We start from the raw sequence: 23,267 nt of genomic DNA, 5'->3' as shown, positions 1-23,267 counted from the left end.
GCCTGCCGCTCGAAGCGAACGCGTGCGTCCCGCGGCTCGGGCCATAAGGGCATTCGCAGCGAAGACGGCCCGCCGAGCTTCAGCCGCCGGATGGCCCGGGCCGGCTGAAGCGCTGCTCGACCACTTCGGTGCCCCATTGCGAGCCCGCGGATTCGCGGGTCAGCGTGAAGCCGAACGACTCGTACAGATGGCGCGCCGAATCCAGGCCCTTGAACGTCCACAGATAGGTTTCGCGAAACCGCTGCGCGTCGACGAAACGCATGGCTTCCGTCATGAGCCGGCGGCCGACGCCCGACCCGCGCAACGCGTCGTTCACGATGAACCATCGCAGGTGCGCGACGCCGGTGGCCGGGTCGCCGTCGATCGCGAGCGACGCGAGTGCTCGCCCGTCTTCCTGGCACAGCCAGAGCGCCTTGCCGTCGGCCGGCAGCGCACCGGCGAACTCGGCCAGCTCGGTCGCCACGCGCTTTTCGAAAAAGGCGCCGAAGCCCCAGTGTTCCGAATAAAAGCGCGCGTGAAGGCTCGCGATATCGCCGATGCAGCCCGGTTGATAGCCTTCGAGGATCGGTGGCGCATCGGGTGCCGCGGCAGGCGCCTTGGCGGCGTTGTCCTGCGCGAGCGCATCGGCATACAACGCGAGTGAGCGCAGCAGCGCCTGCTGGTCGGCGGGCACCATGCGACGCAGCGCATTCGACACCTGATCGGTCGCGAACGTGTCGATTCTTTTCTGGAGCTTTTTTCCGTCGGCGGTCAGGTACAGCTCGGTCGCGCGCGCATCGTCGCTCGACACGCGCCGTTCCACGATACCGGCCGCCTCGAGCCGCGCGAGTTGCCGGCTCGTGTTCGATTTGTCCAGCCGCAGGATGTTGCCCAGATCGCGGGCGTTGATGCCGGGCGCCATTCCGATCTCGAGGATCGCGTGAACGGCCGAAGGCGCCCAGTCGCTGTCGGCCAGCGTCGCGCGCATGAAGCCGAGCTCGCGAACCAGTTTGCGGGAGAAGTCGCGCAGCTCGAGGATGGTCGCGTCGCGAGGCTTGGCGGGAGCGTCGATGAGGTCCATGGCGGGTCCGGAAAGGTTGCGGATCGCAATCAATAATAGTTGCGGGTCGCAACTTGATCAAGGCGAATCTTCATGCGGACGGGGGGGCCGAGGCGGCGCGTCCGGAGGCCGGCGTCGGCGCGGATCGAGGAGGCAGGGTCGGACCGTGAGTGGTACTGGCGCGGATGGCGGAGGGCCGCGAACCGGACGCATACTGGGCGTACCCGGACGGCCTGCCATGCGAGCACGGGCGTCGGCCGGTCATCGATCCGCGGCCGCGGACAACGGAGCTCACCATGAACCATCTGAAGCCGATGACGATTGCGTTGCTTGCCGGATGCGGGATCAGCACCGGCGCGGTGCACGCTGCCGGCAGCATGGACGCGCCGCCCTGCAGCGCGGCGCACGCGGCGGATCAGGGCGGTTTCGCCGCGATGCCGGGCACGTCGGTCCGCAGCTTTTCGACCGCCGGTTGCTCGGGCGCGGTGCTGCAGGGCGAACGGGCCACCGCGACGGTCGACGGCGACCGGGTCGAGTTGCGGGACGGCACCGTCTATGTGAACGGCCGTTCGTACGGCGCCGTCACACCCGCGCAGACGGTCGAATACGAAGCCGCGCACGACCGGCGCACGTTGAAGGTCGACGGGAAGGTCCGCACGCCGGTGCGCTGAGTCCCGGCCCAGGCACGCGGCAACCGCGCCGTGCCTATTCGACCAGCGTCAGCCGGCCGTCGCTGAGCCGCACCTCGCGCCCGATCCACGCCGCATCGACGCGCGGCAGCACCGCCGACGGCTTGCGCAGTTCGCGCAGCAGCGTCGCGCCATGCGACAGCCGGCCGCCCATCCGTGCGATCACGGCGCGCGCGGCCTGGTACTGCGCGTGCCGGCCCGGGTCGAGCGTGTCTTCCAGCAGGATGTCGCGGCCGAGCACGCCCTGCGTGTGGCCCGGATAGATCATGAAGCCGGCCGCCTCGTCGGTGCCTTCGCTGCCGTCCTGCCAGAAGCTGCCGTTGCGTTCGCGGCGCTCGGGATGGGGCGCGAACCACGCGTCGCGGTCGGCGGCCGGCATCGCGTGATGCAGGCGGAAGAACACGCGCATCAGGTTGTCGCGATACCACTCGCGCACCTGCAGATACCAGCCGCGCATGCCGGGTGCGCCGAGCGTGTGGAGCACGCGGACCGGCAATGGCCAGTCGGGAAACGCCTGCAACGGCAGATCGGCGGGCGCGGGCCGCGCGGTGCCCGGATCGGTTTCCCACGGCAGGCGATGCGGGCTGTCGTCGAGCTGGCCGTATGCGGTGGGTGGACGGCCCCACAGTGCGCCGCCGCTGCTGGCCAGCGATGACGCGATGCACAGGTTGCCCTGCACGACGAACACGTAGAAGCGCGTGAACCAGTCGGCCAGTTGCTGGCCGTCGGCGCGTCGTTCGACGAGCGTCGCGAGTTCCTGGTCGAAGCGCTGCAAGCCGCGCTCGAGCGTCGGCAGATGCCCGCGCGCGACGCGCAGCATGCGCCAGAACACCGGCAGCGAACGCAGCAGCCGCAGCGGGCGCCAGCGCAGCGGCGGTGTCGCGCCGCCGATCTCGCCGCTGTAGTTGCCGGCCGACACGCCCCAGTCGGCGAGGCGGGCGAGGAACAGGTCGTTGTTGATGTACGACGCGCCGCCATAGCGCGCGGTGAATGGTTCGTTATCCTGCAGGACGCGTGCATCCCAGCGCGCCATGATGGCCGGAATGCTGCCGGCTGCGCGTCGTTGCGCGTACTCGACCAGCCGGCTGGGCTGCGGCGGCAGGATCTCGGCGATGTTCGCGGCGGTCAGGTGCCGGTGCCAGCCATAGCTGCTGATCGGGCGGTACTGCAGCAGCCACAGCTGCGTGCCGTCCCATGCCCATTCGACATCGCCCGGCACGTAGTGGAACGCGCGCAGCACGCGCTGCAGGAAGCTCCACAGCTGCGTCGCGTCCAGGCCGTGCGCGGTCGGGAACGTGCCGCGCTGCCACGGCGCGCCGAGCCGCGACAGGATCGCGCGTGGCGGGCTGGCCTGCCCGTCGGCGAGCGTTTCGAGGTGGCCTTCCACCCACTCGACTTCGGCCGAGAGGTGCCGCACGAACGCGATGCCCGACAGCAGGGGCGTGATGAAGCGCTGCACGACCGTTTCCTCGAGGCCGCCGTCGAGCAGCTCGGTCACGCGCGCGGCCGCCTGCGAGGCCGGTACGCGCAGGAACGTGGTGTGCAGGCCCGCGTTGGCTGCATCGGCCTGGTCTTCGCCGTGGCTCGACGAGCGGATCGCCCACTCGGCGTCGGGCTGGCTCGCGAGAAAGCCGGGCAGGCGCGGATCGTCGGCGCGAGTCAGCGACAGCGCGGGCGGCACGGGCAGGCCGGCCATCGTGGCGAGCGCCAGGCGCCCGCCCTTGGTGTGCGCGACGAAGCCGGCGTCGCCCGCTTCGAGCCACTGCACGAATGCCGCCGGCGCGTCGATCCACGGGTAGTGTCCCCAGCCGGCCTGCAGCGTGACGGTGAGGTGGGCACGCGCGAGGATCGCCGACCACGCGGCGGCCTGGCGCACGCCGAGCACGTTGTCCTGGTCGCCCCACACGAGTTCGATGCGATCGGTGACCCACTCGAGCAGCGGCAGCGCGGTATCGGCGCGCACGAGATCCCAGTGCGGCAGGAACGCGCGGCAGCGCGCATAGCCGGCGCCCATGCGGCGGTACTGCGCGCGCGTCCAGGTCAGGTTCGAGAACTTGCGGGCGAACAGCGTCGGGTAGCGCGCGAGCAGCCAGTGGATGGTCTTGCGCAGCGGCTTCGGCGCCATCAGTTTCGGCAGGCGCCGCTCCCACAGAAATGCGCCGACGGGCGCGAGCAGCACGTTGCGGCTGAAGTGGCCGGGGCGCCGCTGCAATGCGTGCAGCACCAGCAGCGCATTCACGCCGACCGCCATGATCGCGTGGCCCGGTTCGGTCGCGTCCAGCAGCGCTTGCGCATACGCGGGGAGATCTTCGCAGGGCGGCGCGGGGTTGTCGCCGAAGCCCGGCAGTTCCAGCGGCACGGGCCGGTAATGCCGGAAGCGGGGCAGTGCATCGTCCCACCAGTCGGCCGCGCTGCCGTTGCCGGCGAGGAGGTACAGGATCGGTTTGCTCATGGAGGCGTCGTCGGCGGGCGATCGTCGCGGTGGTGCGCGCCCGGTCGGGGCGGCGCCGTTTGCGGATGCCACGGGTCTTGTTCGTGTTGTCGTGTTCGCGTTGCGCCGGTGCGAGTGGAATGGAGGCGTGGCCCCGCTCGGCTGGATGCTTGATGGTTGCGGGCATTCTACGCGAGAAGACTCGGATGATTACCGCTCCGTCGAACGCGACGCCATTCAGACATCGGTCATGAATGACGGGTGCGGGAAGCCCTGATGCCGGCAATGAAACCGGCTTGCCATGTTCGTCGGGAAAGCGTTTGCTGCCGGCCTTTCAACCGAGCGTCCATTGCGCTTTACGCGTCGGAATCCGCGCCGGCGCGCGGCGTGCGCCCGGTCCAGCGCCGATATGCATGACGGAAGCTGCGCGGCTCGCTGTAGCCGAGACGTTCCGCAATCGCCGCGACCGTCAGCGCGGGGTCGTCGAGCAGCCGCACCGCTTCGTCGCGACGCACATCGTCGAGCAGCGACTGGAACGTGATGCCGTCCTTGTCGAGCCGCCGGCGCAGCGTGCGCTCCGTCAGGTGCAGCGCGTTCGCGAGCGACGTCATCGACTTGAAGCGCGCGAGGTCGCGTGCCATCAGCTCCTTCGCGCGATCGGCGAAGCGCGTGCCGACCGACGCGGCCCACTGCCGTTCGAGCGCCTCGCACTGGCCGTGCAATGCATTGAAGCTGACTTCGTTCGCGAGCAGCGGCATCTCGGTGCCGTTCACCGACGTGAACACGAGCCGGTTGTCGCCCGCATTGAACGCGATCTTGCAGCCGAAGTGGCGCGCGTAGTCGGCGGCATTGCGCGGCGTGCGGCGCGCGAGCTGCACCTGCGCGGGCCAGACCGGCTTGCCGACGAGATCGGACACGATCAGGCGCAGGCTCGACAGGCACATGTCGACCTGGAACACCTCGAGATCGGGCTCGCCGTTGTAGCGGCTGATCGTCACGCTCATGCCGCCTGCGTGCGCATCGATACGCACGTCGAAGTACAGTCCCATGAACAGCGGAAACTGCCCCATGCACCGGAATGCCTGCATCACCGAGCCGCTGATCAGCATCGCGTAGCCGGCGAGGCCGAGCGTCGACACGTGCAGCCGCGCACCGATCGACAGTCCGATCGACGGCACGCCGCTGCGCTGCAGCAGGTTGCGGAAGCAGCGCTGCTCCTGGCCGCGATTCACGTGCAGGTTCGGCGACGCGACTTCGTTCGCACCGAGCCCCGTGCCTTCGAGCAGCGCGGCACCGTCGATATGCCGCACGCGGCACTCGTCCAGCGCGACCGCGATCGCGTGGACGGTGGCGGGGATGTCCTCCTGGCGCCCGGCCGGGCGCGCGAGGCCGAGCGACGAACGCAGGCTGCGCTCGGCCCGGCTCTGGTTTCGATGGGATCGGCTGTCCATGGTGCTGACGGGGCGACGGGGTCGCGTAGAACATAGCCGGAATGTCCGAAAAACGCCAGTGCGGCACAGCACCATGCATGACTCGCCAGCGCGACGCGCGGCGACGTGTCCGGAAATATCCTCTGATTACGTCCGCTTTTCTCATTCGTGGCCGATTTTTTGGCGCACCACACTTTCTTCCAGTCGTGCGCCGCCGGCCGCGCCGGGCGAACGAGTGTTGAAGCCGTGAACGCCACCCACGTGAGGACAGCATGGACAACGACAGCCCTGGTCGATACGCATCGGCCGTCGCGACGCATGACATCGACGGGATAAACGCGATGCGCAACGATGCGCACGAACGCCGCAAGCCGCACCTGCTCGGACTCGCGACGCTCGTGATCTTCGGCCTCGCGTACATGCTGCCGATGACGGTGTTCACGACCTACGGGCTTGTCACGAGCGAGACGAATGGGCACCTGACGGCCGCGTATGCGGTCACGCTGGTCGCGATGCTGTTCACCGCGCGCAGCTATGGCCACATGGCGCGGCTGATGCCGAGCGCCGGGTCCGCTTATACATTCGCGAGCCGCAACTTCGGCACGTCGGCCGGCTTCATGGTCGGCTGGGCACTGCTGATGGACTACCTGTTCATCCCGATGATCAGCTACCTCGCGATCGGCATCTACATGAAGCAGATTTTTCCGGCGGTACCGGCCAGCGTGTGGATCGTCGGCAGCATCGCACTGATCACCGGCCTGAACATCGTCGGCATCCGGCTCGTCAATCGCGTGAACCTGATCCTGATCGCGAGCCAGCTCGTGTTCATCGCGATCTTCGTCGTCGCATCGGCGCGCGTCGTGGCCGGCGAAGGGCTGTCGTTGGCCGTCGCGCTGCCGTCGTCGGGCGATGCGCACGCGATCTTCGCCGGGTCCGCGATCCTGTGCCTGTCGTTCCTCGGCTTCGATGCGGTCACCACGCTGTCGGAGGAAACGCGCGAGCCGAAGCGCACGGTGCCGCGTGCGATCCTGCTCTGCACGCTGGCGAGCGGCGTGCTGTTCATGCTGGTCGCGTACGTCGGGCAAGTGGTGTTCCCCGACTGGCACGCATTCAAGGATCTCGATTCGGCCAGCCTCGACCTGATGCGGCGCATCGGCGGCGGCACGCTGTCGGCGTTCTTCGTCGCGGTATACGTGGCCGGCTGTTTCGCGAGCGCGATGGCCGGGCAGGCGAGCGTGACGCGCGTGCTGTTCGCGATGGGCCGCGACCGGGTGCTGCCCGAGCGCGTCTTCGGCCACCTGCATGCGCGGCTGCGCACGCCGGTGCGCGCGACGCTCGCGGTCGGCGTCGTGTCGCTGTCCGCGTTGTTCATCACGCTCGATCTCGCGTCGACGATGATCAGCTTCGGCGCGCTCGTCGCGTTCGCGATCGTGAATTTGTGCGTGATGCGCAGCTATCTGTGCCGCCCCGAGCATCGTCGTTTAGCGGGCTGGATCACGTTCGGCGTGATGCCGGCGCTCGGCTTCGCGATGAACGTGTGGCTCTGGTCGGGGCTGTCGCGCCAGACGTTCTACGTCGGCATCGGCTGGCTCGTGCTCGGACTCTGCCAGCTCGTGTGGCTGACGCGCGGCTTCACGCGCCCGGCGCCGACGCTGTCGATGAATTGAATGACCGGTGGTCGACTGCCGGCCGCCGGCGCTGAAACCCTGAAGGAGGAATCATCCATGAACGCTGTTGACGTCAATCTCGATGCGGACCTGCAGGCGCTCGGCAAGCGCCACCTGCTGATGCATTTCACGCACGCCGATGCGTATCGCGACCACGCGCTGACCGTGTTCGACCGCGGCGAAGGCTGCTGGCTCGTCGACCGCAACGGCAAGCGTTACTTCGATGCGCTGGCCGGGCTGTACTGCGTGCAGGTCGGCTACAGCCACGGCGCGGAAATCGGCGACGCGATCCGCGAGCAGATGGTGCGGCTGCCGTTCGCGACCAACTGGGGTGTCGGCCACGAGCCGGCGATCAAGCTCGCGCACCAGCTCGCGACGCTCGCGCCCGAGGGCCTGAACCGCGTGTTCTTCACGTCGAGCGGCTCGGAGTCGAACGAATCGGCGATCAAGCTGGTGCGCCAGTATCACCAGTCGCGCGGCGAGCCGCAGCGGCGCAAGTTCATCGCGCGGCGCGTCGCGTATCACGGCACGTCGTTCGGCGCGCTCGCGCTGAACGGGATGACGAACTTCCGCAAGCATTTCGAGCCGCTGATGTCGGGCGTGCGGCACGTGGGCAACACGAAGCGCTACGGCCGTCCGGCGGGCGAGACGGAAGCGCAGTTCACGCGCTATCTGCTTGACGAGATCGAATCGCTGATCGTGCAGGAAGGGCCGGATACCGTCGCCGCGATCGTCGTCGAGCCGCTGCAGAACGCGGGCGGCAGCCTGACGCCGCCGGCCGGCTACGCGGCCGGGCTGCGCGACATCTGCGACCGGCACGGCGTGCTGCTCGTCGCGGACGAGGTGATCTGCGGGTTCGGCCGGCTCGGCGAATATTTCGGCTCCGCGCGCTACGGGCTGAAGCCGGACATCATCACGTTCGCGAAAGGCATCGCGTCGGGCTACGTGCCGCTCGGCGGCGTGATCGCGAGCGACGCGGTCGTCGACACGGTGCTCGACGGCCCGCAGCAGATGTTCCTGCACGGTGCGACGTACGGCGGCCACCCGGTCGCGTGCACGGCCGCGCTCGCGAACCTCGCGATCATGGCGCGCGAAGGCGTGCTCGAGAACGTGCGCAGCAACGAAGCGATATTCCGCCAGACGCTCGACGGCCTGCTCGAACTGCCGTGCGTCGGCGACGTACGCGGCGACGGCTACCACTACTCGCTCGAACTCGTGACCGACAAGGCCGCGCGCCGCTGGGCGGCCGGCATCGGCGCGCAGGCGTTCGTGTCGACGCTGCTCGCGCCCGCGATCTTCGACGCAGGGCTGCTGTGCCGCGCGGGCGTCGATCATGAAGGCACGCCGATCGTGCAGTTCTCGCCGCCGCTCGTGATGTCGCGCGACGAGATCGTGTGGTTCGTCGCGCAGATCCGCGACATCCTCGTCAGCACCTATGCGCGCGCGACGCGCTGAGCGCGGCGTCCTTCATTTCAGGAGCATTCGATGCGAACGTCACATCAGTCCTATATCGACGGCCAGTGGCTCGATCCGGCCGACGCGCAATCGATCGACGTGATCGACCCGAGCACGGCGCGGCCGTATGCGCAGCTCAGCATCGGCGGCGCGGCCGACGTCGACCGCGCGGTCGGCGCGGCGAAGCAGGCCTTCGACACGTATTCGCGCTGGTGCGTGGACGAGCGGGCCGCACTGATGCGGCGCGTGCTCGAGATCTACCAGCGCCGCTACGAGGAGGTCGCGCAGACGATCAGCCAGGAGATGGGCGCACCGATCGCATTCGCGCGTGCGATGCAGGCCGCGGTCGGCACCGCGCACCTCGAGCAGACGATCCGCGCGCTGCAGTCGTTCCGCTTCAGCACGCAGACCGATTCGCTGCTGGTGTCGCACGAGCCGATCGGCGTGTGTGCGCTGATCACGCCGTGGAACTGGCCGATCAACCAGATCGTGTGCAAGGTCGCGCCGGCGCTCGCAGCCGGCTGCACGATGGTGCTCAAGCCGAGCGAGATCGCACCGTTCAGCGCGATCCTGTTCGCGGAGATCCTGCACGAAGCCGGCGTGCCGCCCGGCGTGTTCAACCTCGTGCACGGCTACGGGCATGAAGTGGGCGACGCGCTGTCGCGGCATCCGGATGTCGACATGGTGTCGTTCACCGGATCGACGCGCGCGGGCGTCGAGGTCGCGAAGGCGGCCGCCGATACCGTGAAGCGCGTGCACCAGGAACTCGGCAGCAAGAGCCCGAACCTGATCCTGCCCGACGCCGACATCGACGATGCGGTCACGCGCGGCGTGCGCAGCTGCTTCGGCAACAGCGGCCAGTCGTGCAATGCGCCGACACGCATGCTCGTGCATGCGGACCATCTCGCGCTGGCGGAGCAGGCCGCACGCCGGGAGGCGGAGCGCACGATCGTCGGCGATCCGCGTTCGACGGAAACCGGCATCGGGCCGGTGGTCAGCCGCACGCAGTTCGACCGCATCCAGCACTTCATCCGGCTCGGGATCGAAGAGGGCGCGACGCTCGTTGCCGGCGGCCCGGGGCGGCCGGACGGGCTCGGCGACGGGTTCTACGTGCGGCCGACGGTATTCTCGAACGTCACGCCGGACATGACGATCGCGCGCGAGGAGATCTTCGGGCCGGTGCTCGCGATCATGACCTACCGCACCGAGGACGAGGCCGTCGCGCTCGCGAACGATTCGGTCTACGGGCTCGCGGCCTACGTGCAGTCGAAGGATCCCGAACGGGCGCGCAGGGTGGCGGCGCGGCTGCGGGTCGGCAATGTCCACATCAACTACCCGCCGTGGAATCCGGCCGCGCCGTTCGGCGGCTACAAGCGCTCGGGCAACGGCCGCGAGTATGCGGAGTTCGGCCTCGTCGAGTATCTGGAGACGAAGGGGACGACGGGGTACGCGTGAGCGTCCGGGAGATGACGATCCCGGTCGCCCGGGGAAAGCGGGACGCGGATGCGTACTCGCCGGCAATCAGTCCTCGTCGGGATCCGTCGCGCCTGCATCGGATCCCGCAACGGGCGCGGCGGCCCGCCTGCGGATCTCGGAATCGAGGATCAAGCGCCCGCGCAGCTTGCCCTTCATCCGCTTCACATGCTTGGGCGCCTCGGTCATGTGCTCGACCATCAGCGCCCGGACGCGCTCGGCGTCGCGCTCGCGCGCGGCCTGCAGGATCGCCTTGTGGATCGACACGTTCGCTTCGCCGAAGCGCTTGTGCTCGACGAGCGGCGTATCGTTCCGGAACTCGATCAGCTGCCGGATCATCTCGTTGATCAGCTCGCAGCTGAAGCGCAGGAACGGGTTCGGGTTCGCGGCCGCGAGGATGTCGTGGAACGTCGTGTCTTCCTGCCGCTGGCGCAGTATGTGCCCGCGATCGCGTACGCCCGACGAGCCGTCGCAGCACGCGATGTTCGCCTCCAGCGCCGCGAAGTCGCGCTCGCTCAGGTGCGGCACGGCGCCGGCCGCCAGCTCGGGTTCGAGCAGCTTGCGCACGGTGTAGATGTCGTCGATCGTCACGTCCTTGAAGAACAGGTAGTTCTGCAGGAGCTGCAGCGTGCGGTCGAGCGGCACCTCGACGACCATCCCGCCGCCCGTCGGCCCCGTCGTGACCTTGATGAGCCCCTGCACCTCGAGCGACTTCAGCGCCTCGCGGATCGTGCTCTTGCTCACGGCATAGAGCTGCTGCAGCTCGGCTTCGCGCGGCAGGCGGTCGCCCGGCTTCAGGTCCTTCTCGGTGATCAGCCGCTTGATCTCCTCGGCGACGAGATCGGCCCGCTTCGGCTGCTTGATTTCGACCGCGAGGCCCGCCCTGGCTCGGTCCATGACCATCTTCACGACTCCTTTGTCTGACTGCGCGCCGCGTCGTCGTCGACGATCCGTTCCGGCGTGGGTAGGGAATTTTGCCTGATTGACACCAATTTTGATCAACTCTAGCATCAGGTTCATTCTATTTATCATGATAAATAGGATCAACCGGCGGCGCGCATCCTGCAGGGCGTGGGCACGGTTTGGCAGTCGGTCGCATCGCGTGTGTCCCCCTTTATCAGGAGCGTCAACTTGAATCGCCGAGAACTGTTGAAACTGGCCGCGCTGTCGGCCGTGCCGGGTGCGCTCGGCAGCATGTCGTCCCGTGCCGCGTTCGCGCAGGGTTCATCCATCCAGCTGGCGTGCCCGGTGCCGATGTCGGGGCCGTTCGCCGCCAACGGCAAGTACGCCGATCTCGGCATGCAGCTCGTCGTCCAGCAATACGGCAAGGTGCTCGGCGCGCCGCTCGCCTACACGGCGCTCGACACCGAGGGCAAGCCCGCGACCGCCGTGCGGCGCGTGCAGGAGATCGCGCAGCAGAAGGGCGTGCGTTTCTTCGCGGGCGGCATCCTGTCGTCCGAATCGCTGGCGATGGGCAAGGAAGTCCAGAAGGCGGGCGGCGTGTTCATCACGACGGCCGGCGCGGACGAGATCACCGGCAAGGACTGCAATGCCGCGACGTTCCGCTGGTCGGTGCCGACCTTCGGCGCGATCGAGCAGACGGTGCGCCCGTTGACCCAGATGCTGCCGAAGGCGAAGCGCTGGTACACGATCACGCCGCAATACGTATTCGGCGACGGCCTGCTGTCGGCCGCGAAGGCGGTCTTCAAGGAGAAGGGCATCGAGCATGTCGGCAACAGCTACCACTCGCTTGCCGAGAAGGAGTTCAGCGGCTACCTGACGAACGCGGCGGCCGCGCAGCCGGACGTGCTGCTGATCCTGAACTTCGGCTCGCAGTCGTCGGACACGCTGCGCCAGGCCGTCAGCTTCGGGATGAAGCGCAACTGCACGATCCTGCTCGCGTGGGCGTCGGGCCTCGAGCAGTTCGAGGCGCTCGGGCCCGACATCTGCGACGGCGTGTATTTCGGCGCGCAGTACTGGCACGGCATCGATTCGCCGCTGAACCGCGACCTCGTGAAGCGCGCGAACGCCGCGTTCAAGGCGAACCCGAACTACAGCCTCGCGGGTTCGTACATCTGCTCGAAGATCCTGGTCGACGCGATGGTGAAGGCCGGCAGCGCCGATCCGAAGAAGGTCGTCGCGGCGATGGAGGGCATGAAGTACGACGGCCTCACGGGCCCGGAGGAAATCCGCAAGGGCGACCACCAGGTGCTGAAGAACTACTACCTGCTGAAGGGCAAGCCGAAGAGCCGGATGAAGAACGCGGACGACTACGCCGACATCGTCAGCTCGGGCCAGTCGTTCCTGCCGGTCGACAAGACGAACTGCAAGCTCGCGTGACGCAGTGCATGCGTCCGCGGCCGTCGTGCGCCGCGGACGTCCGTTACCTTCCTTTCTGACACGGAAGCCATGAACGTCTATCTGCTGCAGATCGTCAACGGCATCGGCGTGGGCATGCTGTATTTCCTGCTCGCCGTCGGCCTGTCGATCGTGTTCGGCCTGCTGCGCTTCGTGAATTTCGCTCACGGCGCGTTCTACCTGCTCGGCGCGTATCTCTGCTACCAGGCGCTGCAATGGTCGGCGAATTTCTGGGTCGCGCTCGCGGTCGTGCCGCTCGTCGTCGGCGCGTTCGCGTGGAGCGTCGAAAAGCTCGTGCTGCGTCACGTGTACGCGCAGCAGCACGAATTCCACATCCTCGCGACGGTCGGGCTCGCGCTCGTGCTGCAGGAGTGCGCGATCCTCGCCTGGGGCCCGCTCGGCGACAACGTGCCGCCGCCCGACGCGCTGAACGGCGTCGTGATCTGGGGCGGCTTCGTCTACCCGAAATACCGGCTGTTCGTGATCGCGTTCACGGCCGTGCTCGCCGCGCTGCTGTGGTGGGTGCTCGAAGGCACGCGGCTCGGCAGCACGGTGCGCGCGGGCAGCGAATCGTCGGAGATGGTGTCGCTGCTCGGCATCAACGTGACGCGCGTGTTCAGCCTCGTGTTCGCGCTCGGCGCGGCGACGGCGGCGCTCGCGGGCGTGCTCGCCGCGCCGATCCGCGGCGTCGATCCGTTCATGGGCATCGAGGCGCTCGGCGTCGCGTTCGTCGTGGTCGTCGTCGGCGGGATGGGGAATTTTCTCGGGGCGCTGGTCGGCGGGCTGCTGGTCGGCATCGTGCAGAGCCTGATGAGCACGCTGTGGCCGGAAGGCGCGCGGCTGATGATCTATGTCGCGATGGCGGCCGTGCTGCTGCTGCGTCCGAACGGGTTGCTGGGGAGGGCTGCATGATCGAATCGTCGAAACCGCTGCCGCCCGGGACGGCGGCCTCGTCACGCCCGCAGCCGTGGCGCGCCGCACTGCGGCGGCCGGAAGGGTGGCTCGCGGTGGCCGTCGTGTGCGTGCTGCCGGTCGCGCTGAGCTCGGGCTCGCTCGCGACCGAAGTGCTGGTGTTCGCGCTCGCCGCGCTCGGCTGCAACCTGCTGCTCGGCTACACGGGGCTGCTGTCGTTCGGGCAGGGCATCTTCTTCGGGCTCGGCAGCTACGCGGCGGGGCGGGTGCTGACGCACGGCGTCGCATCGGTGACTGCCGCGCTGGTCGCGGCCACCGTGCTCGGTGCGGTCGCGGCCGCGCTCGTCGGCTGGTTCTCGATCCGGCAGCGCGGCACTTACTTCGTGATGCTGACGCTCGCGTTCGGGCAGCTGTTCTACTTTCTCGCCTACACGACGCCGGACGTCACGGGCGGCGACAACGGGCTGCTCGACATCCCGCGCCCCGCGCTGTCCATGTTCGGGCACCCGCTCGTTTCACTCGATTCGCCGTGGCGCTACTACGGCTTCGTCGCGGTGCTGTTCGTCGCGGTGTTCTGGCTGCTGTTGCGCGTGTCGCGCTCGGTGTTCGGCCGTACGCTGCTCGCGATCCGCGACAACGAGGCGCGTGCGGCGGCGGCCGGCTACGACGTGAAGCGCTTCAAGCTCGCGGCGTTCGTGATCTCGGGTGCGGTCACGGGTTTCGCGGGTGCGCTGCACGCGTTGATGACGGGCATCGCGCCGCTGTCGAACATCGACTATCACACGAGCGAGATGATCCTCGTGATGACGGTGATCGGCGGCACGGGCAACCTGTTCGCGTCGGTGCTCGGCGCGGCGTTCTACGTGCTGTTCGCGGACTGGCTGTCGACGCTGTGGCCGCGCTGGCTGCTGCTGCTCGGCCTCGTGCTGATCGCGGTCAGCCTGTTCATGCAGCGCGGGTTGTGGGGATTGGGTGAACGCGTCGCGGCGTCGCTGCGGCGCGGCGGACGCACGGAAGCGACGACCGGGGAGCGGCAATGAGCGAAGCGATTCTCGAAGCGCGCGGCATCGTCAAGCGCTACGGCAAGTTCACGGCGCTGGGCGGTGTCGATCTGCGGATCATGCCGCGCACCGTGCATTCGGTGATCGGGCCGAACGGCGCGGGCAAGACGACGCTGTTCCATACGCTGACGGGCACGTTGCCGATCACGTCGGGCTCGATCCTGTTCGACGGTCACGACGTGTCGCGCGAGCCCGATCACAAGCGCGTGCGGCGCGGCATCGCGCGCTCGTTCCAGGTGACGAGCCTGTTTCCGAACCTGAGCGTGCGCGAGAACCTGCGCGTCGCCGCGCAGGGCGTCGAATCGCGGCGCGCGCTGAATCCGTGGACGCCGCCGCGCGGTGCGCTTGCGCACGACGGCATCGTCGACGACGTGCTCGAGCGGCTCGGCCTGCAGCGCTTCGCCGATACGGCGGCCGGCGTGCTGTCGCACGGCCAGCAGCGCCGGCTCGAAGTCGGGATGGCGCTGGCGGCGCGGCCGCGCGCGATCTTTCTCGACGAGCCGACGTCGGGCATGGGGATCGACGATCTCGACGACATGAAGGCGCTGATCCGCGGCCTGCGCGACGACTACACGGTCGTGCTGATCGAACACAACATGGGCATCGTGATGGACATCTCGGACACGATCACGGTGATGCAGCAGGGCCGCGTGCTGGTCGAAGGCAAGCCGGATGCGATTCGCGGCGACGAGCGCGTGCGCAGCGCGTATCTCGGCAACATGATCACGGGAGGCCGCGCATGATGCTCGACGTGAAGGAAGTCCATGCCTGCTACGGCAAGAGCCACATCCTGCAGGGCGTTTCGCTGAATGTGAACGAAGGCGAGACGGTGACGCTGCTCGGCCGCAACGGCGCGGGCAAGTCGACGACGCTCAAGACGATCGCGGGCGTCGTCGCGCCGACCGGCGGCACGGTGACGTTCGCGGGCCGGCCGGTGTCCGGGCAGCCCGCGCACCGGATCGCCGCGCGCGGCCTGTGCTTCGTGCCCGAGCATCGCGGGATTTTCCGCCTGCTGACGGTCGAGGAGAACCTGCGGCTCGGCGCGCGCCGCGATTCACCGTGGCAGCTCGACGACATCTACCGGATCTTCCCGCGCCTGAAGGAGCGCCGCCGCAACGGCGGCGCGCAGCTGTCGGGCGGCGAGCAGCAGATGCTCGCGATCGGCCGCGCGTTGATGAACCACCCGCGGCTCTTGATGCTCGACGAGCCGGTCGAAGGGCTCGCGCCGGTGATCGTCGAGGAGATCGTCGCGCAGCTGAAGCAGATCAAGGCGGCCGGCGTCGCGATCCTGCTCGTCGAACAGAACCTCGAAGTGTGCACGCAGCTCGCCGACCGCCACTTCGTGATCGAACAGGGCGTGATCGTCTACGAAGGCAGCAACGCGGCGTTCGTGGCCGACCACGAGGTGAAGGACCGTTACCTGGGCGTCGGCGTCGCGTAAGCGCCGCGCCCTTTCATTGCGAGGAATTCCATCGATGCAAGTTCAGGATTCGACACCGGGCGTCGCGGCGTCCGGCTTGCGCGTCGACGGCGCGCGGCTGTGGGACAGCCTGATGCGTCTCGCGCGGATCGGCGCGACCGACAAGGGGGGCGTGTGCCGCCTCGCGCTCACCGAACTCGATCGCGAGGCGCGCGACCTGTTCACCGCATGGGCGAAGGAAATTGGCTGCACGGTGCGCGTCGACGCGATCGGCAACATCTTCGCGCGGCGCGCGGGCGAACGCGACGACCTGCCGCCCGTGACGACGGGCAGCCATATCGACACGCAGCCGACCGGCGGCAAGTTCGACGGCAACTACGGCGTGCTCGCGGGTCTCGAAGTGCTGCGCACGCTCGACGACGCGGGCGTGCGCACGCAGGCGCCGCTCGAGGTCGCGGTGTGGACCAACGAGGAAGGCTCGCGCTTCGTGCCCGTGATGATGGGCTCCGGCGTGTTCGCGGGCGCGTTCACGCTCGACCATGCGCTCGCGCAGTGCGACCGCGACGGCGTGTCGGTGCGCGACGCGCTGGTGGCGATCGGCTATGCGGGCGATGCGAACGACGGGCGCGGCGCGCATCCGGTCGGCGCGTATTTCGAAGCGCATATCGAGCAGGGCCCGGTGCTGGAGGCGCACGACACGACGATCGGCGTGGTCGAGGGTGCACTCGGGCAGCGCTGGTATGACGTGACCGTGCACGGCATGGAGGCGCACGCCGGCCCGACGCCGATGGCGCTGCGGCGCGACGCGCTGCTCGTCGCGTCCGATCTCGTGCGCAAGGTGAACGCGATCGCGTGCGCGCACCCGCCGCACGGGCGCGGCACGGTCGGCTGGGTCGACGTGCACCCGAATTCGCGCAACGTGATTCCGGGCCGCGTGACGCTGACCGTCGACCTGCGCGCGGCCGACGATGCGACGCTGGCGGCGATGGATGCCGAACTGCGTGCGGCGTGCACCGACCTGGGCGCAGCGGCCGGCATGCCGATCGACGTCGAGCAGGTCGTGTACTTCCCGCCGCAGCCGTTCGACGCGACGCTGGTCGAGCAGGTTCGCGCGGGCGCGAGCGCGCTCGGGCTGTCGTCGATGAACGTGATCAGCGGGGCGGGCCACGACGCCGTGTATCTCGCGCGCGTCGCGCCGGCCGCGATGATCTTCGTGCCGTGCAAGGACGGGATCAGCCACAACGAGATCGAGGAGGCCGATCCCGCGCATCTGGAGGCCGGCTGCAACGTGTTGCTGCACGCGATGGTGGGTGCCGCCGGGATCGCGGAGGGCCGCGCACGATGAAGATCCTGATCGCGCGGATGAACCACGAGACCAACACGTTCTCGCCGGTGCCGACGCCGCTGGCCGCGTTCGGCCGCAACGGCCCCGACTGGGGCGACGACGCATATCGCGCGAATCGCGGGATGCGCACCGCGATGGCCGCGTTCCTCGACGCGGCCGAGCGTGAAGGCGCCGAGATCGTGACGCCCGTATCGGCGGCCGCGAACCCGAGCGGGCCTGTCGCGGCCGACGCGTATGCGGCGATCTGCGACGCGATCGTCGCGGCAGCGCCCGGCTGCGACGCGGTGATGCTCGACCTGCACGGCGCGATGGTCGCCGAGCAGAGCGCGGACGGCGAGGGCGACCTGCTCGAACGCGTGCGTGCGGCGCTGCCCGGCGCGCCGATCGCGGTCGCGCTCGACCTGCATGCGAACGTCACGCAGAAGATGGTCGATCACGCGGACGTGATCGTCAGCTTCAAGACCTATCCGCACGTCGACATGGTCGAGACGGGCGAGCATGCGGCACGCGTGCTGCTCGACCGGCTGCACGGCCGCGCGCGGCGCGTGCTCGCGTGGCGGCAGCCGCCGCTGATGGCGTCGACGCTGCGCAGCGCGAGCGCGGAAGGCGCGATGCAACGCGCGGTGGCGGCCGCGCGCGCGGCCGAGGCCGACGGGATGCTCGCGGTATCGGTGCTGCCCGTCTTCTCGCTCGCGGACATTCCCGCGCCGTGCATCAGCGTCGTCGTCGTGGCCGATGGCGACCGGGCCGCGGCCGACGCGGTGGCCGAGCGCATCGCGCGGCAGATCTGGGACGAACGCGACGCGTTCGTCTATCGCAGTGCGCCGCTCGCCGAATCGGTCGTGCAGGCCGCGGCGCTCGCGCGCGGCGCCGATCGCCCCGTGCTGATGCTCGATCACGGCGACAACTGCATGTCGGGCGGCCCGTGCGACACGATGGATCTGCTCGAGGCCGCGCTCGCGCACGGGCTCGACGGCATCGTCAGCGGGCCGTTGTGCGACCCGCAAGCCGTCGCGGCGCTGATCGACGCGGGTGTCGGCGCGACCGTCACGGTGCCGGTCGGCAACCGCCTGCCGTCGCACGGCGGCGTGCGGCGCGAGCCGTTTCGCGCGACCGGCGTCGTGCGCGCGCTCACCGACGGCGAATACGTGATCACGGGGCCGACTTACACGGGCCAGCGCGCGTACATGGGCCGCACGGCCGTGCTCGATATCGGCGCGGCCACGCTCGTCATCACCGAACGCACGCAGGAGCCGTGGGATCTCGGCGTGTTCGAGAGCGTCGGCATCGATCCGCGCCGCGCGCGCTTCCTGCTGTTGAAGTCGCGGATGTATTGCCGGCCGGTATTCGTGCCGATCGCGGCCGCGCTGGTCGAATGCGACAGCCGCGGCGTGACGGGTTCGGACTACGGGCTGTTCCGCTACGCGCGGCTTGCGCGGCCCGTGTATCCGCTCGACGCGGTCGGCGAGTGGCCGCCTGGCGCGCGGCGGACGGGTTGACGGAAACGAACCGGGCGCGAGACACCGGATTCGCCGGCTTTCGGGCATCATGCGATGGCATCGACCCGTCGAGCAGCAGGGTCGAGCCATCCATTGCGTCCGCAACCGATCCGGAGAACCGACCGCCATGCATTCGAATCATTTCCGCCCGCGCAGCGCGCGCCTGCTCGCCGCGCTGACCCTCGCCACGACGGCCGTCGCCGCACACGCCGCCGACTGGATCGTGTCCGGCAACGACGGCAAGTACCAGCGCGTCGAGGGCCGCGACACCTATCTCGCTTCCCCGCCCGCCGACACGCTGACGCTGCTCGACGCCAGCACGTTCCCGCCGAAGGTCGCGCTGCAGGTCGACGTCGAGAACGGCATCCAGGGCCCGCCGCAGGCCGTCGCGATCACGCCCGACGCCAAGCTCGCGCTCGTCGGCGCGCCGACGCGCTACGACACGGCCGCGAAGCAGCTCGTGTTCGACACGTTCCTGCAGGTTGTGAGTCTCGACGCCGCGCCGCCGTCGATCACGCGCATCGAGCTCGGCACGCATCCGCAAGGGATCGCGATCGACCGCTCGGGCAAGCTCGCGCTGGTCGCGAACGTCGACGGCAGCGTATCGATCCTGCGTATCGACGGCACGCAGGTGACGCTCGACGGCAGCCTGAAGATCGGCAAGAAGCGGCTGGCCGGGATCAGCTTCACGCACGACGGCAAGCATGCGCTCGTGTCGCTGCGCGACGAGCAGGGTATCGCGGTGCTGAACGTCGACGACGGCAAGGTGACCGACAGCGGGTCGCGCCTGAGCACGGGCGTCGCGCCTTACACGATCGACGTGTCGAGCGACAACCGCTGGGCCGTCGTCAGCAACGTCGGGCTCGCGGGGCTGCCGGGCTATACGGGCACGCTTGCGGGCGATGCCGATACCGTCGCGCTGATCGACGTGTCGCGCGTGCCGTTCCGCACCGTCCAGTACCTGAACGTGCCGTCGCTGCCGGAAGGCGTCGCGATCTCGCCGAACGGGAAGTGGATCGCCGTGCAGGCGATGGACGGCTCGAACCTGACGGCCGACAATCCGGGCCGCCACAAGATCGGCAAGGTGCTGCTGTTCGAGATCCGCGACGGGCAGGCCGTGAAGGTGAGCGAGGTGCCGGGCGGCGAAGCTGCGCAAGGCCTCGTGTTTACCGCCGACAGCCGGCACGTGATCGTGCAGTTCAACGTCGAACGACAGCTCGCGCTCTATTCGATCGACGGCGGCAAGCTGCGCGATACGGGCAAGCGGATCGCGCTGACGGGCGGGCCGTCTTCGTTGCGGACGTTGCCGCGCTGACGCGCACCGCATCCGTTCGTTCAGTTCCGCCCGTTCATGCGGCGCCCGGGTTCGCCGGGCGCCCGTCAAAGCACACCTCCTGTGCGCCGCCGTTGCAACGCAACAAAGGGCGGGAATGTGTACCCAAAGCCAGTTAACTCCGGATTGTTTAGTTAAACAAACTGAAAATTCGGGAAACTTCTCGTAGTGAATAAACAGTCGTTGCGGCACTGTAAGCCCCTGGGAAGCGGGTGATATTGCCGGATGCAGGGCGGTGGAGACGACGGTTGCGGCAGCAACGACCGTCGCAGGATGTTCGCATGGGACAAGTCAGCGTGACGTCGCTTGGAGGGCCAGTCGACGTCGCGCCGCGCGGCATCGCTGTGCTGCGCAGGGCCGTAAGCGAGGCGGCGTGCCGGATGAGCGTCGGCGCCGGATCAATCGTTTTAATTAACGGTACTAAACGAAAAAATGAAACATCCACGACTCTTGCTCGTCGCCGCACTGACTTGCGCGGCACTGGCCGCGTGTGGCGGAGACGACGTGAACGGTGTTAGGGCCGCCAGCAATGGCACGGTCGACACGCCGTCGACCGTGCCGCCGACCTCGGGGCCGTCCCAGCCGGATCAACCGGCTCCGCCGAAGCGCACCAACCTGCCGTTGACGCAGTTCGTCAATCCGTTGATCGGCACACAGGTCAACGCGGATTCCGGCTACGCGGGCAACGTGAGCCCGGGCGCGATGGTGCCGTTCGGGATGGTGAATGTCGGGCCGAACACGCCGCGCTACAACTTCAACGGCTCGGGCGGCTACCTGTCGTCGGGCGGGGCGGGCGGCACGATCGACTTCTTCAGCGTGACGCACCTGAGCGGTGTCGGGTGCCCGGGGCAGGGCACGGTCGCGATGCTGCCGACCGACGCGGCGACGGCCGTGGCATCGGGCGGCCGGCCGATCGGCATCGGGTACCGCTACGCGGATGAAACGGCCGAACCCGGGTACTACAAGGTGCGCCTCGCGAACGGCATCGTGACGGAGCTGAGCGCGACCGCGCGCGCCGGCCTCGCGCGCTTCACGTACACGAACAAGGACAAGGGCTTCTTCTCGATCGATGCGAAGCTGAACGGCAACAGCGATTCGGGGAGCACGAAGGTCACCGCGAACAACGTCGCGCTGGCGCTCGCGAGCGACGGCAAGTCGATGAGCGGGCAGGCCGTCGCGCCGGCGTTCTGCACGCCGTACGGCACGGTGTGGAATGCGCCCGTGTATTTCTACGCGACCTTCGACAAGCCGCTGCGCAAGCAGTCGGGCACATCGGCGGTGAATACCGCCAGCAACGGCGCGGCGACGCTGCAGTTCGACCTGACCGACGCGGACCGGACCGTCACCGTGAAAGTCGGGATCTCGTCCGTCAGCGTCAGGAATGCGCAGGCCAACCTGAAAGCCGAAGGTGAGAAGCTCGCGTTCGACGACGCACGCAAGCACGCGTCCGGCCTGTGGAACGACCGGCTCAACACGATCCAGATCGACCAGGCCGCGACGCCCGCATTGCTGGACGCCACGCAGAAGGCGAATCTGACGAAGTTCTATACCGCGCTCTATCGCGTGTTCGGCACGCCGACGCTCTACAGCGACACGAACGGCGAATTCCGCAGCCTGCGCCAGCCGAGGAACGCGGACGGCAGCTATCCGAAGTCGGTCGACCAGACCGGCACCATACCGCCGCGCGCGACGGCCAGGGTCGGCGACTATGCATTCCGTCGCGCCGACGGATCGCAGGGCGGCGCGGGCAACCACTACACGGGCTTCTCGCTGTGGGACACCTACCGGTCGCAGGCACAGTTGCTGGCGTTGCTCGCACCGAAAGAATCGAGCGACATGATGCAGTCGCTCGTCGTCGACGCGTCGCAGTGCGGCGCGTTCCCGCACTGGGTCGACGGCAGCGACGACTCGACGCCGATGGCGGGCGACAACGCGCTGAACGTGATTGCCGGCGCGTACAAGTTCGGCGCGACCGATTTCGATCTGGTGTCGGCCGCCCGCCTGACGAAGCAGTCCGTGTTCGATCCGTCCAGCGCGTGCAACGACCGCACGAGCGCAGCGGGGCTCGCCAATTTCCTGACGGCCCACTACCTGTCGCAGAGCGACGGCGGTCACTCGTCGTCGGCGACCCTCGAGCGCGTGCTGAGCGACCGTTCCGCGGCTGCGTTCCTGCAGGCGCTGCCCGCCAGCGTGCTGAACGCGCCGTCGGTCGGCGTGACGACCGACAACATCGGCACGCTTTACACGCGCGCCGGGTGGTGGCGCAACATCTTCGACTACACGAACAAGGTGATCGCCGCGCGCAACGCGCCGCCGGCCGGCTCGGCGCCCGGCACGCTGGGCACGCTCGTGCAGGGCGCGTTCCACGAATCGACGGAACCGAACTACTTCTGGACCTTCGCGCAGGACTGGAGCGCGCTGATCGACGCGATCGGCGGCAAGCAGGCGGCCGTTGCGCGGCTGAACAACCTGTTCGCGATCACGACGCCGTTCTCGACCGTGCCGACCTCCGCCGACCTGAACGGCGGGGAATCGTCGAACAACGTGTACATCGGCAACGAACCGTCGTTCCAGTCGCCGTGGGGGTACAACTGGGCCGGGCAGCCGAGCGGCGCACAGTACGTTATCCCGATCATCATGTCGAAGTCGTTCACGACCGCCCGCGACGGGCTGCCGGGCAACGACGACATGGGCGCGACGTCGAGCTGGTACGTGTGGGCGGCACTCGGCATGTTCCCGGTGATTCCGTCGGAAGCGGGGCTCGCGCTGTCCACGCCGCAGTTCAGCGGGATCACCGTCTGGTTCGGCAACGGCAAGACGCTGCGGCTCGAGAGCGACAGGCAGGTCGCGATGGACAGTTCGGGGCGCCCGTCGTTTGCGTATATCCAGTCGCTGAAGGTCAATGGCGCGGACTACGCGGGGTCATGGCTGCCGCTCGGCAAGATCGCCAAGGGCGGCACGATGAGCTACGCGTTGTCCGCGACGCCGACGCAATGGGCCGCTGCCGACAACCTGACGCCGCCGTCCGGGCCGAACGCGGACTACACGCAGATGACGGCCGGCGGGTCGGCCACCGCGATGCGCGTGCGCCAGGCCGGCGCGCGATGAACGCAAGCGGGCACGCGCAGGGGCCACCCTGCGCGCCGGTCGAAACG

17 protein-coding genes are annotated in these 23,267 nt (G+C 68.6%); 13 read left to right on the top strand and 4 right to left on the bottom strand.

Going from position 1 to position 23,267, the window contains the following annotated elements:
• Positions 1–79 precede the first annotated feature (79 nt).
• Positions 80–1,060: a helix-turn-helix domain-containing GNAT family N-acetyltransferase gene (locus tag G3N64_RS12520; protein ID WP_205784236.1), complete on the bottom strand. Its 981-nt coding sequence runs from the start codon at positions 1,058–1,060 to the stop codon at positions 80–82.
• Between the two features lie 275 nt (positions 1,061–1,335).
• On the opposite strand from G3N64_RS12520, the gene G3N64_RS12515 reads away from it, so the two are divergent.
• Entirely contained in the window at positions 1,336–1,710 is a 375-nt protein-coding gene (locus G3N64_RS12515; protein ID WP_205784235.1) for a sugar ABC transporter ATPase, read from the top strand.
• Between the two features lie 34 nt (positions 1,711–1,744).
• Here the strand turns inward: G3N64_RS12515 and G3N64_RS12510 are convergent, their stop codons facing one another.
• Complete coding sequence (locus tag G3N64_RS12510; RefSeq protein ID WP_205784234.1) at positions 1,745–4,180, bottom strand: PEP-utilizing enzyme; 2,436 nt, start codon at positions 4,178–4,180, stop codon at positions 1,745–1,747.
• Positions 4,181–4,515: 335 nt separating this feature from the next.
• Complete coding sequence (locus tag G3N64_RS12505; protein WP_205784233.1) at positions 4,516–5,610, bottom strand: AraC family transcriptional regulator; 1,095 nt, start codon at positions 5,608–5,610, stop codon at positions 4,516–4,518.
• A 251-nt stretch (positions 5,611–5,861) separates the two neighbouring features.
• Here G3N64_RS12505 and G3N64_RS12500 point away from each other — a divergent pair, with 251 nt between their 5' ends.
• From G3N64_RS12500 to G3N64_RS12490, 3 genes are read left to right on the top strand one after another with little or no spacing between them, the layout of a single operon-like run.
• Entirely contained in the window at positions 5,862–7,256 is a 1,395-nt protein-coding gene (locus tag G3N64_RS12500; protein ID WP_205784232.1) for an APC family permease, read from the top strand.
• Positions 7,257–7,313: 57 nt separating this feature from the next.
• Positions 7,314–8,711, top strand: coding sequence for an aspartate aminotransferase family protein (locus G3N64_RS12495; RefSeq protein ID WP_205784231.1), 1,398 nt, complete (start codon positions 7,314–7,316; stop codon positions 8,709–8,711).
• A gap of 30 nt (positions 8,712–8,741) precedes the next feature.
• Entirely contained in the window at positions 8,742–10,166 is a 1,425-nt protein-coding gene (locus tag G3N64_RS12490) for an aldehyde dehydrogenase family protein (RefSeq protein WP_205784230.1), read from the top strand.
• Positions 10,167–10,232: 66 nt separating this feature from the next.
• Here the strand turns inward: G3N64_RS12490 and G3N64_RS12485 are convergent, their stop codons facing one another.
• The gene (locus G3N64_RS12485; protein ID WP_205784229.1) at positions 10,233–11,087 is read right to left on the bottom strand and encodes an FCD domain-containing protein; all 855 of its coding nucleotides are present in this window, start codon (positions 11,085–11,087) and stop codon (positions 10,233–10,235) included.
• Between the two features lie 228 nt (positions 11,088–11,315).
• Here G3N64_RS12485 and G3N64_RS12480 point away from each other — a divergent pair, with 228 nt between their 5' ends.
• The 9 genes from G3N64_RS12480 (at position 11,316) to G3N64_RS12440 (ending at position 23,220) form a co-directional block, all read left to right on the top strand.
• Positions 11,316–12,524, top strand: a complete 1,209-nt coding sequence (locus G3N64_RS12480) for an ABC transporter substrate-binding protein (protein WP_205784228.1) — start codon at positions 11,316–11,318, stop codon at positions 12,522–12,524.
• Between the two features lie 69 nt (positions 12,525–12,593).
• On the top strand, positions 12,594–13,454 hold the full coding sequence (locus G3N64_RS12475) for a branched-chain amino acid ABC transporter permease (protein ID WP_039355129.1): 861 nt from the start codon (positions 12,594–12,596) through the stop codon (positions 13,452–13,454).
• A complete protein-coding gene (locus tag G3N64_RS12470) occupies positions 13,451–14,494 on the top strand; it encodes a branched-chain amino acid ABC transporter permease (RefSeq protein ID WP_205784227.1) in 1,044 nt (347 codons plus the stop codon). The genes G3N64_RS12475 and G3N64_RS12470 overlap by 4 nt, the downstream gene beginning before the upstream one ends.
• Positions 14,491–15,258, top strand: coding sequence for an ABC transporter ATP-binding protein (locus G3N64_RS12465; protein WP_027792116.1), 768 nt, complete (start codon positions 14,491–14,493; stop codon positions 15,256–15,258). The genes G3N64_RS12470 and G3N64_RS12465 overlap by 4 nt, the downstream gene beginning before the upstream one ends.
• The gene (locus G3N64_RS12460; RefSeq protein WP_205784226.1) at positions 15,255–15,956 is read left to right on the top strand and encodes an ABC transporter ATP-binding protein; all 702 of its coding nucleotides are present in this window, start codon (positions 15,255–15,257) and stop codon (positions 15,954–15,956) included. The genes G3N64_RS12465 and G3N64_RS12460 overlap by 4 nt, the downstream gene beginning before the upstream one ends.
• Before the next feature lie 34 nt (positions 15,957–15,990).
• Positions 15,991–17,280 carry a Zn-dependent hydrolase gene (locus tag G3N64_RS12455; protein WP_205784225.1) on the top strand — a complete coding sequence of 430 codons (1,290 nt, stop codon included), beginning with the start codon at positions 15,991–15,993 and terminating at the stop codon, positions 17,278–17,280.
• Positions 17,277–18,779 carry a M81 family metallopeptidase gene (locus G3N64_RS12450; protein WP_205784224.1) on the top strand — a complete coding sequence of 501 codons (1,503 nt, stop codon included), beginning with the start codon at positions 17,277–17,279 and terminating at the stop codon, positions 18,777–18,779. The genes G3N64_RS12455 and G3N64_RS12450 overlap by 4 nt, the downstream gene beginning before the upstream one ends.
• A gap of 127 nt (positions 18,780–18,906) precedes the next feature.
• Entirely contained in the window at positions 18,907–20,094 is a 1,188-nt protein-coding gene (locus G3N64_RS12445) for a beta-propeller fold lactonase family protein (protein ID WP_205784223.1), read from the top strand.
• Positions 20,095–20,544: 450 nt separating this feature from the next.
• Positions 20,545–23,220 (top strand): glycoside hydrolase domain-containing protein, encoded by a 2,676-nt coding sequence (locus G3N64_RS12440; protein WP_241020914.1) that lies wholly within the window; start codon positions 20,545–20,547, stop codon positions 23,218–23,220.
• The last annotated feature ends 47 nt before the right edge of the window (positions 23,221–23,267 follow it).

Origin of the sequence: Burkholderia sp. Ac-20344, assembly GCF_017104975.1 — a bacterium.
GTDB lineage: Bacteria > Pseudomonadota > Gammaproteobacteria > Burkholderiales > Burkholderiaceae > Burkholderia.
Note: the sequence above shows the minus strand (reverse complement) of the source record. Positions and strands in the feature narration are given on the sequence as shown.

Excerpts from the sequence above, each read along its gene's own strand:
- G3N64_RS12460 (WP_205784226.1), top strand. The coding sequence starts at position 15,255 with ATGATGCTCGACGTGAAGGAAGTCCATGCCTGCTACGGCAAGAGCCAC.
- G3N64_RS12445 (WP_205784223.1), top strand. The coding sequence starts at position 18,907 with ATGCATTCGAATCATTTCCGCCCGCGCAGCGCGCGCCTGCTCGCCGCG.
- G3N64_RS12520 (WP_205784236.1), bottom strand. The coding sequence starts at position 1,060 with ATGGACCTCATCGACGCTCCCGCCAAGCCTCGCGACGCGACCATCCTC.
- G3N64_RS12510 (WP_205784234.1), bottom strand. The coding sequence starts at position 4,180 with ATGAGCAAACCGATCCTGTACCTCCTCGCCGGCAACGGCAGCGCGGCC.
- G3N64_RS12470 (WP_205784227.1), top strand. The coding sequence starts at position 13,451 with ATGATCGAATCGTCGAAACCGCTGCCGCCCGGGACGGCGGCCTCGTCA.
- G3N64_RS12515 (WP_205784235.1), top strand. The coding sequence starts at position 1,336 with ATGAACCATCTGAAGCCGATGACGATTGCGTTGCTTGCCGGATGCGGG.
- G3N64_RS12505 (WP_205784233.1), bottom strand. The coding sequence starts at position 5,610 with ATGGACAGCCGATCCCATCGAAACCAGAGCCGGGCCGAGCGCAGCCTG.
- G3N64_RS12490 (WP_205784230.1), top strand. The coding sequence starts at position 8,742 with ATGCGAACGTCACATCAGTCCTATATCGACGGCCAGTGGCTCGATCCG.
- G3N64_RS12475 (WP_039355129.1), top strand. The coding sequence starts at position 12,594 with ATGAACGTCTATCTGCTGCAGATCGTCAACGGCATCGGCGTGGGCATG.
- G3N64_RS12455 (WP_205784225.1), top strand. The coding sequence starts at position 15,991 with ATGCAAGTTCAGGATTCGACACCGGGCGTCGCGGCGTCCGGCTTGCGC.
- G3N64_RS12500 (WP_205784232.1), top strand. The coding sequence starts at position 5,862 with ATGGACAACGACAGCCCTGGTCGATACGCATCGGCCGTCGCGACGCAT.
- G3N64_RS12495 (WP_205784231.1), top strand. The coding sequence starts at position 7,314 with ATGAACGCTGTTGACGTCAATCTCGATGCGGACCTGCAGGCGCTCGGC.
- G3N64_RS12465 (WP_027792116.1), top strand. The coding sequence starts at position 14,491 with ATGAGCGAAGCGATTCTCGAAGCGCGCGGCATCGTCAAGCGCTACGGC.
- G3N64_RS12440 (WP_241020914.1), top strand. The coding sequence starts at position 20,545 with ATGAAACATCCACGACTCTTGCTCGTCGCCGCACTGACTTGCGCGGCA.
- G3N64_RS12485 (WP_205784229.1), bottom strand. The coding sequence starts at position 11,087 with ATGGTCATGGACCGAGCCAGGGCGGGCCTCGCGGTCGAAATCAAGCAG.
- G3N64_RS12450 (WP_205784224.1), top strand. The coding sequence starts at position 17,277 with ATGAAGATCCTGATCGCGCGGATGAACCACGAGACCAACACGTTCTCG.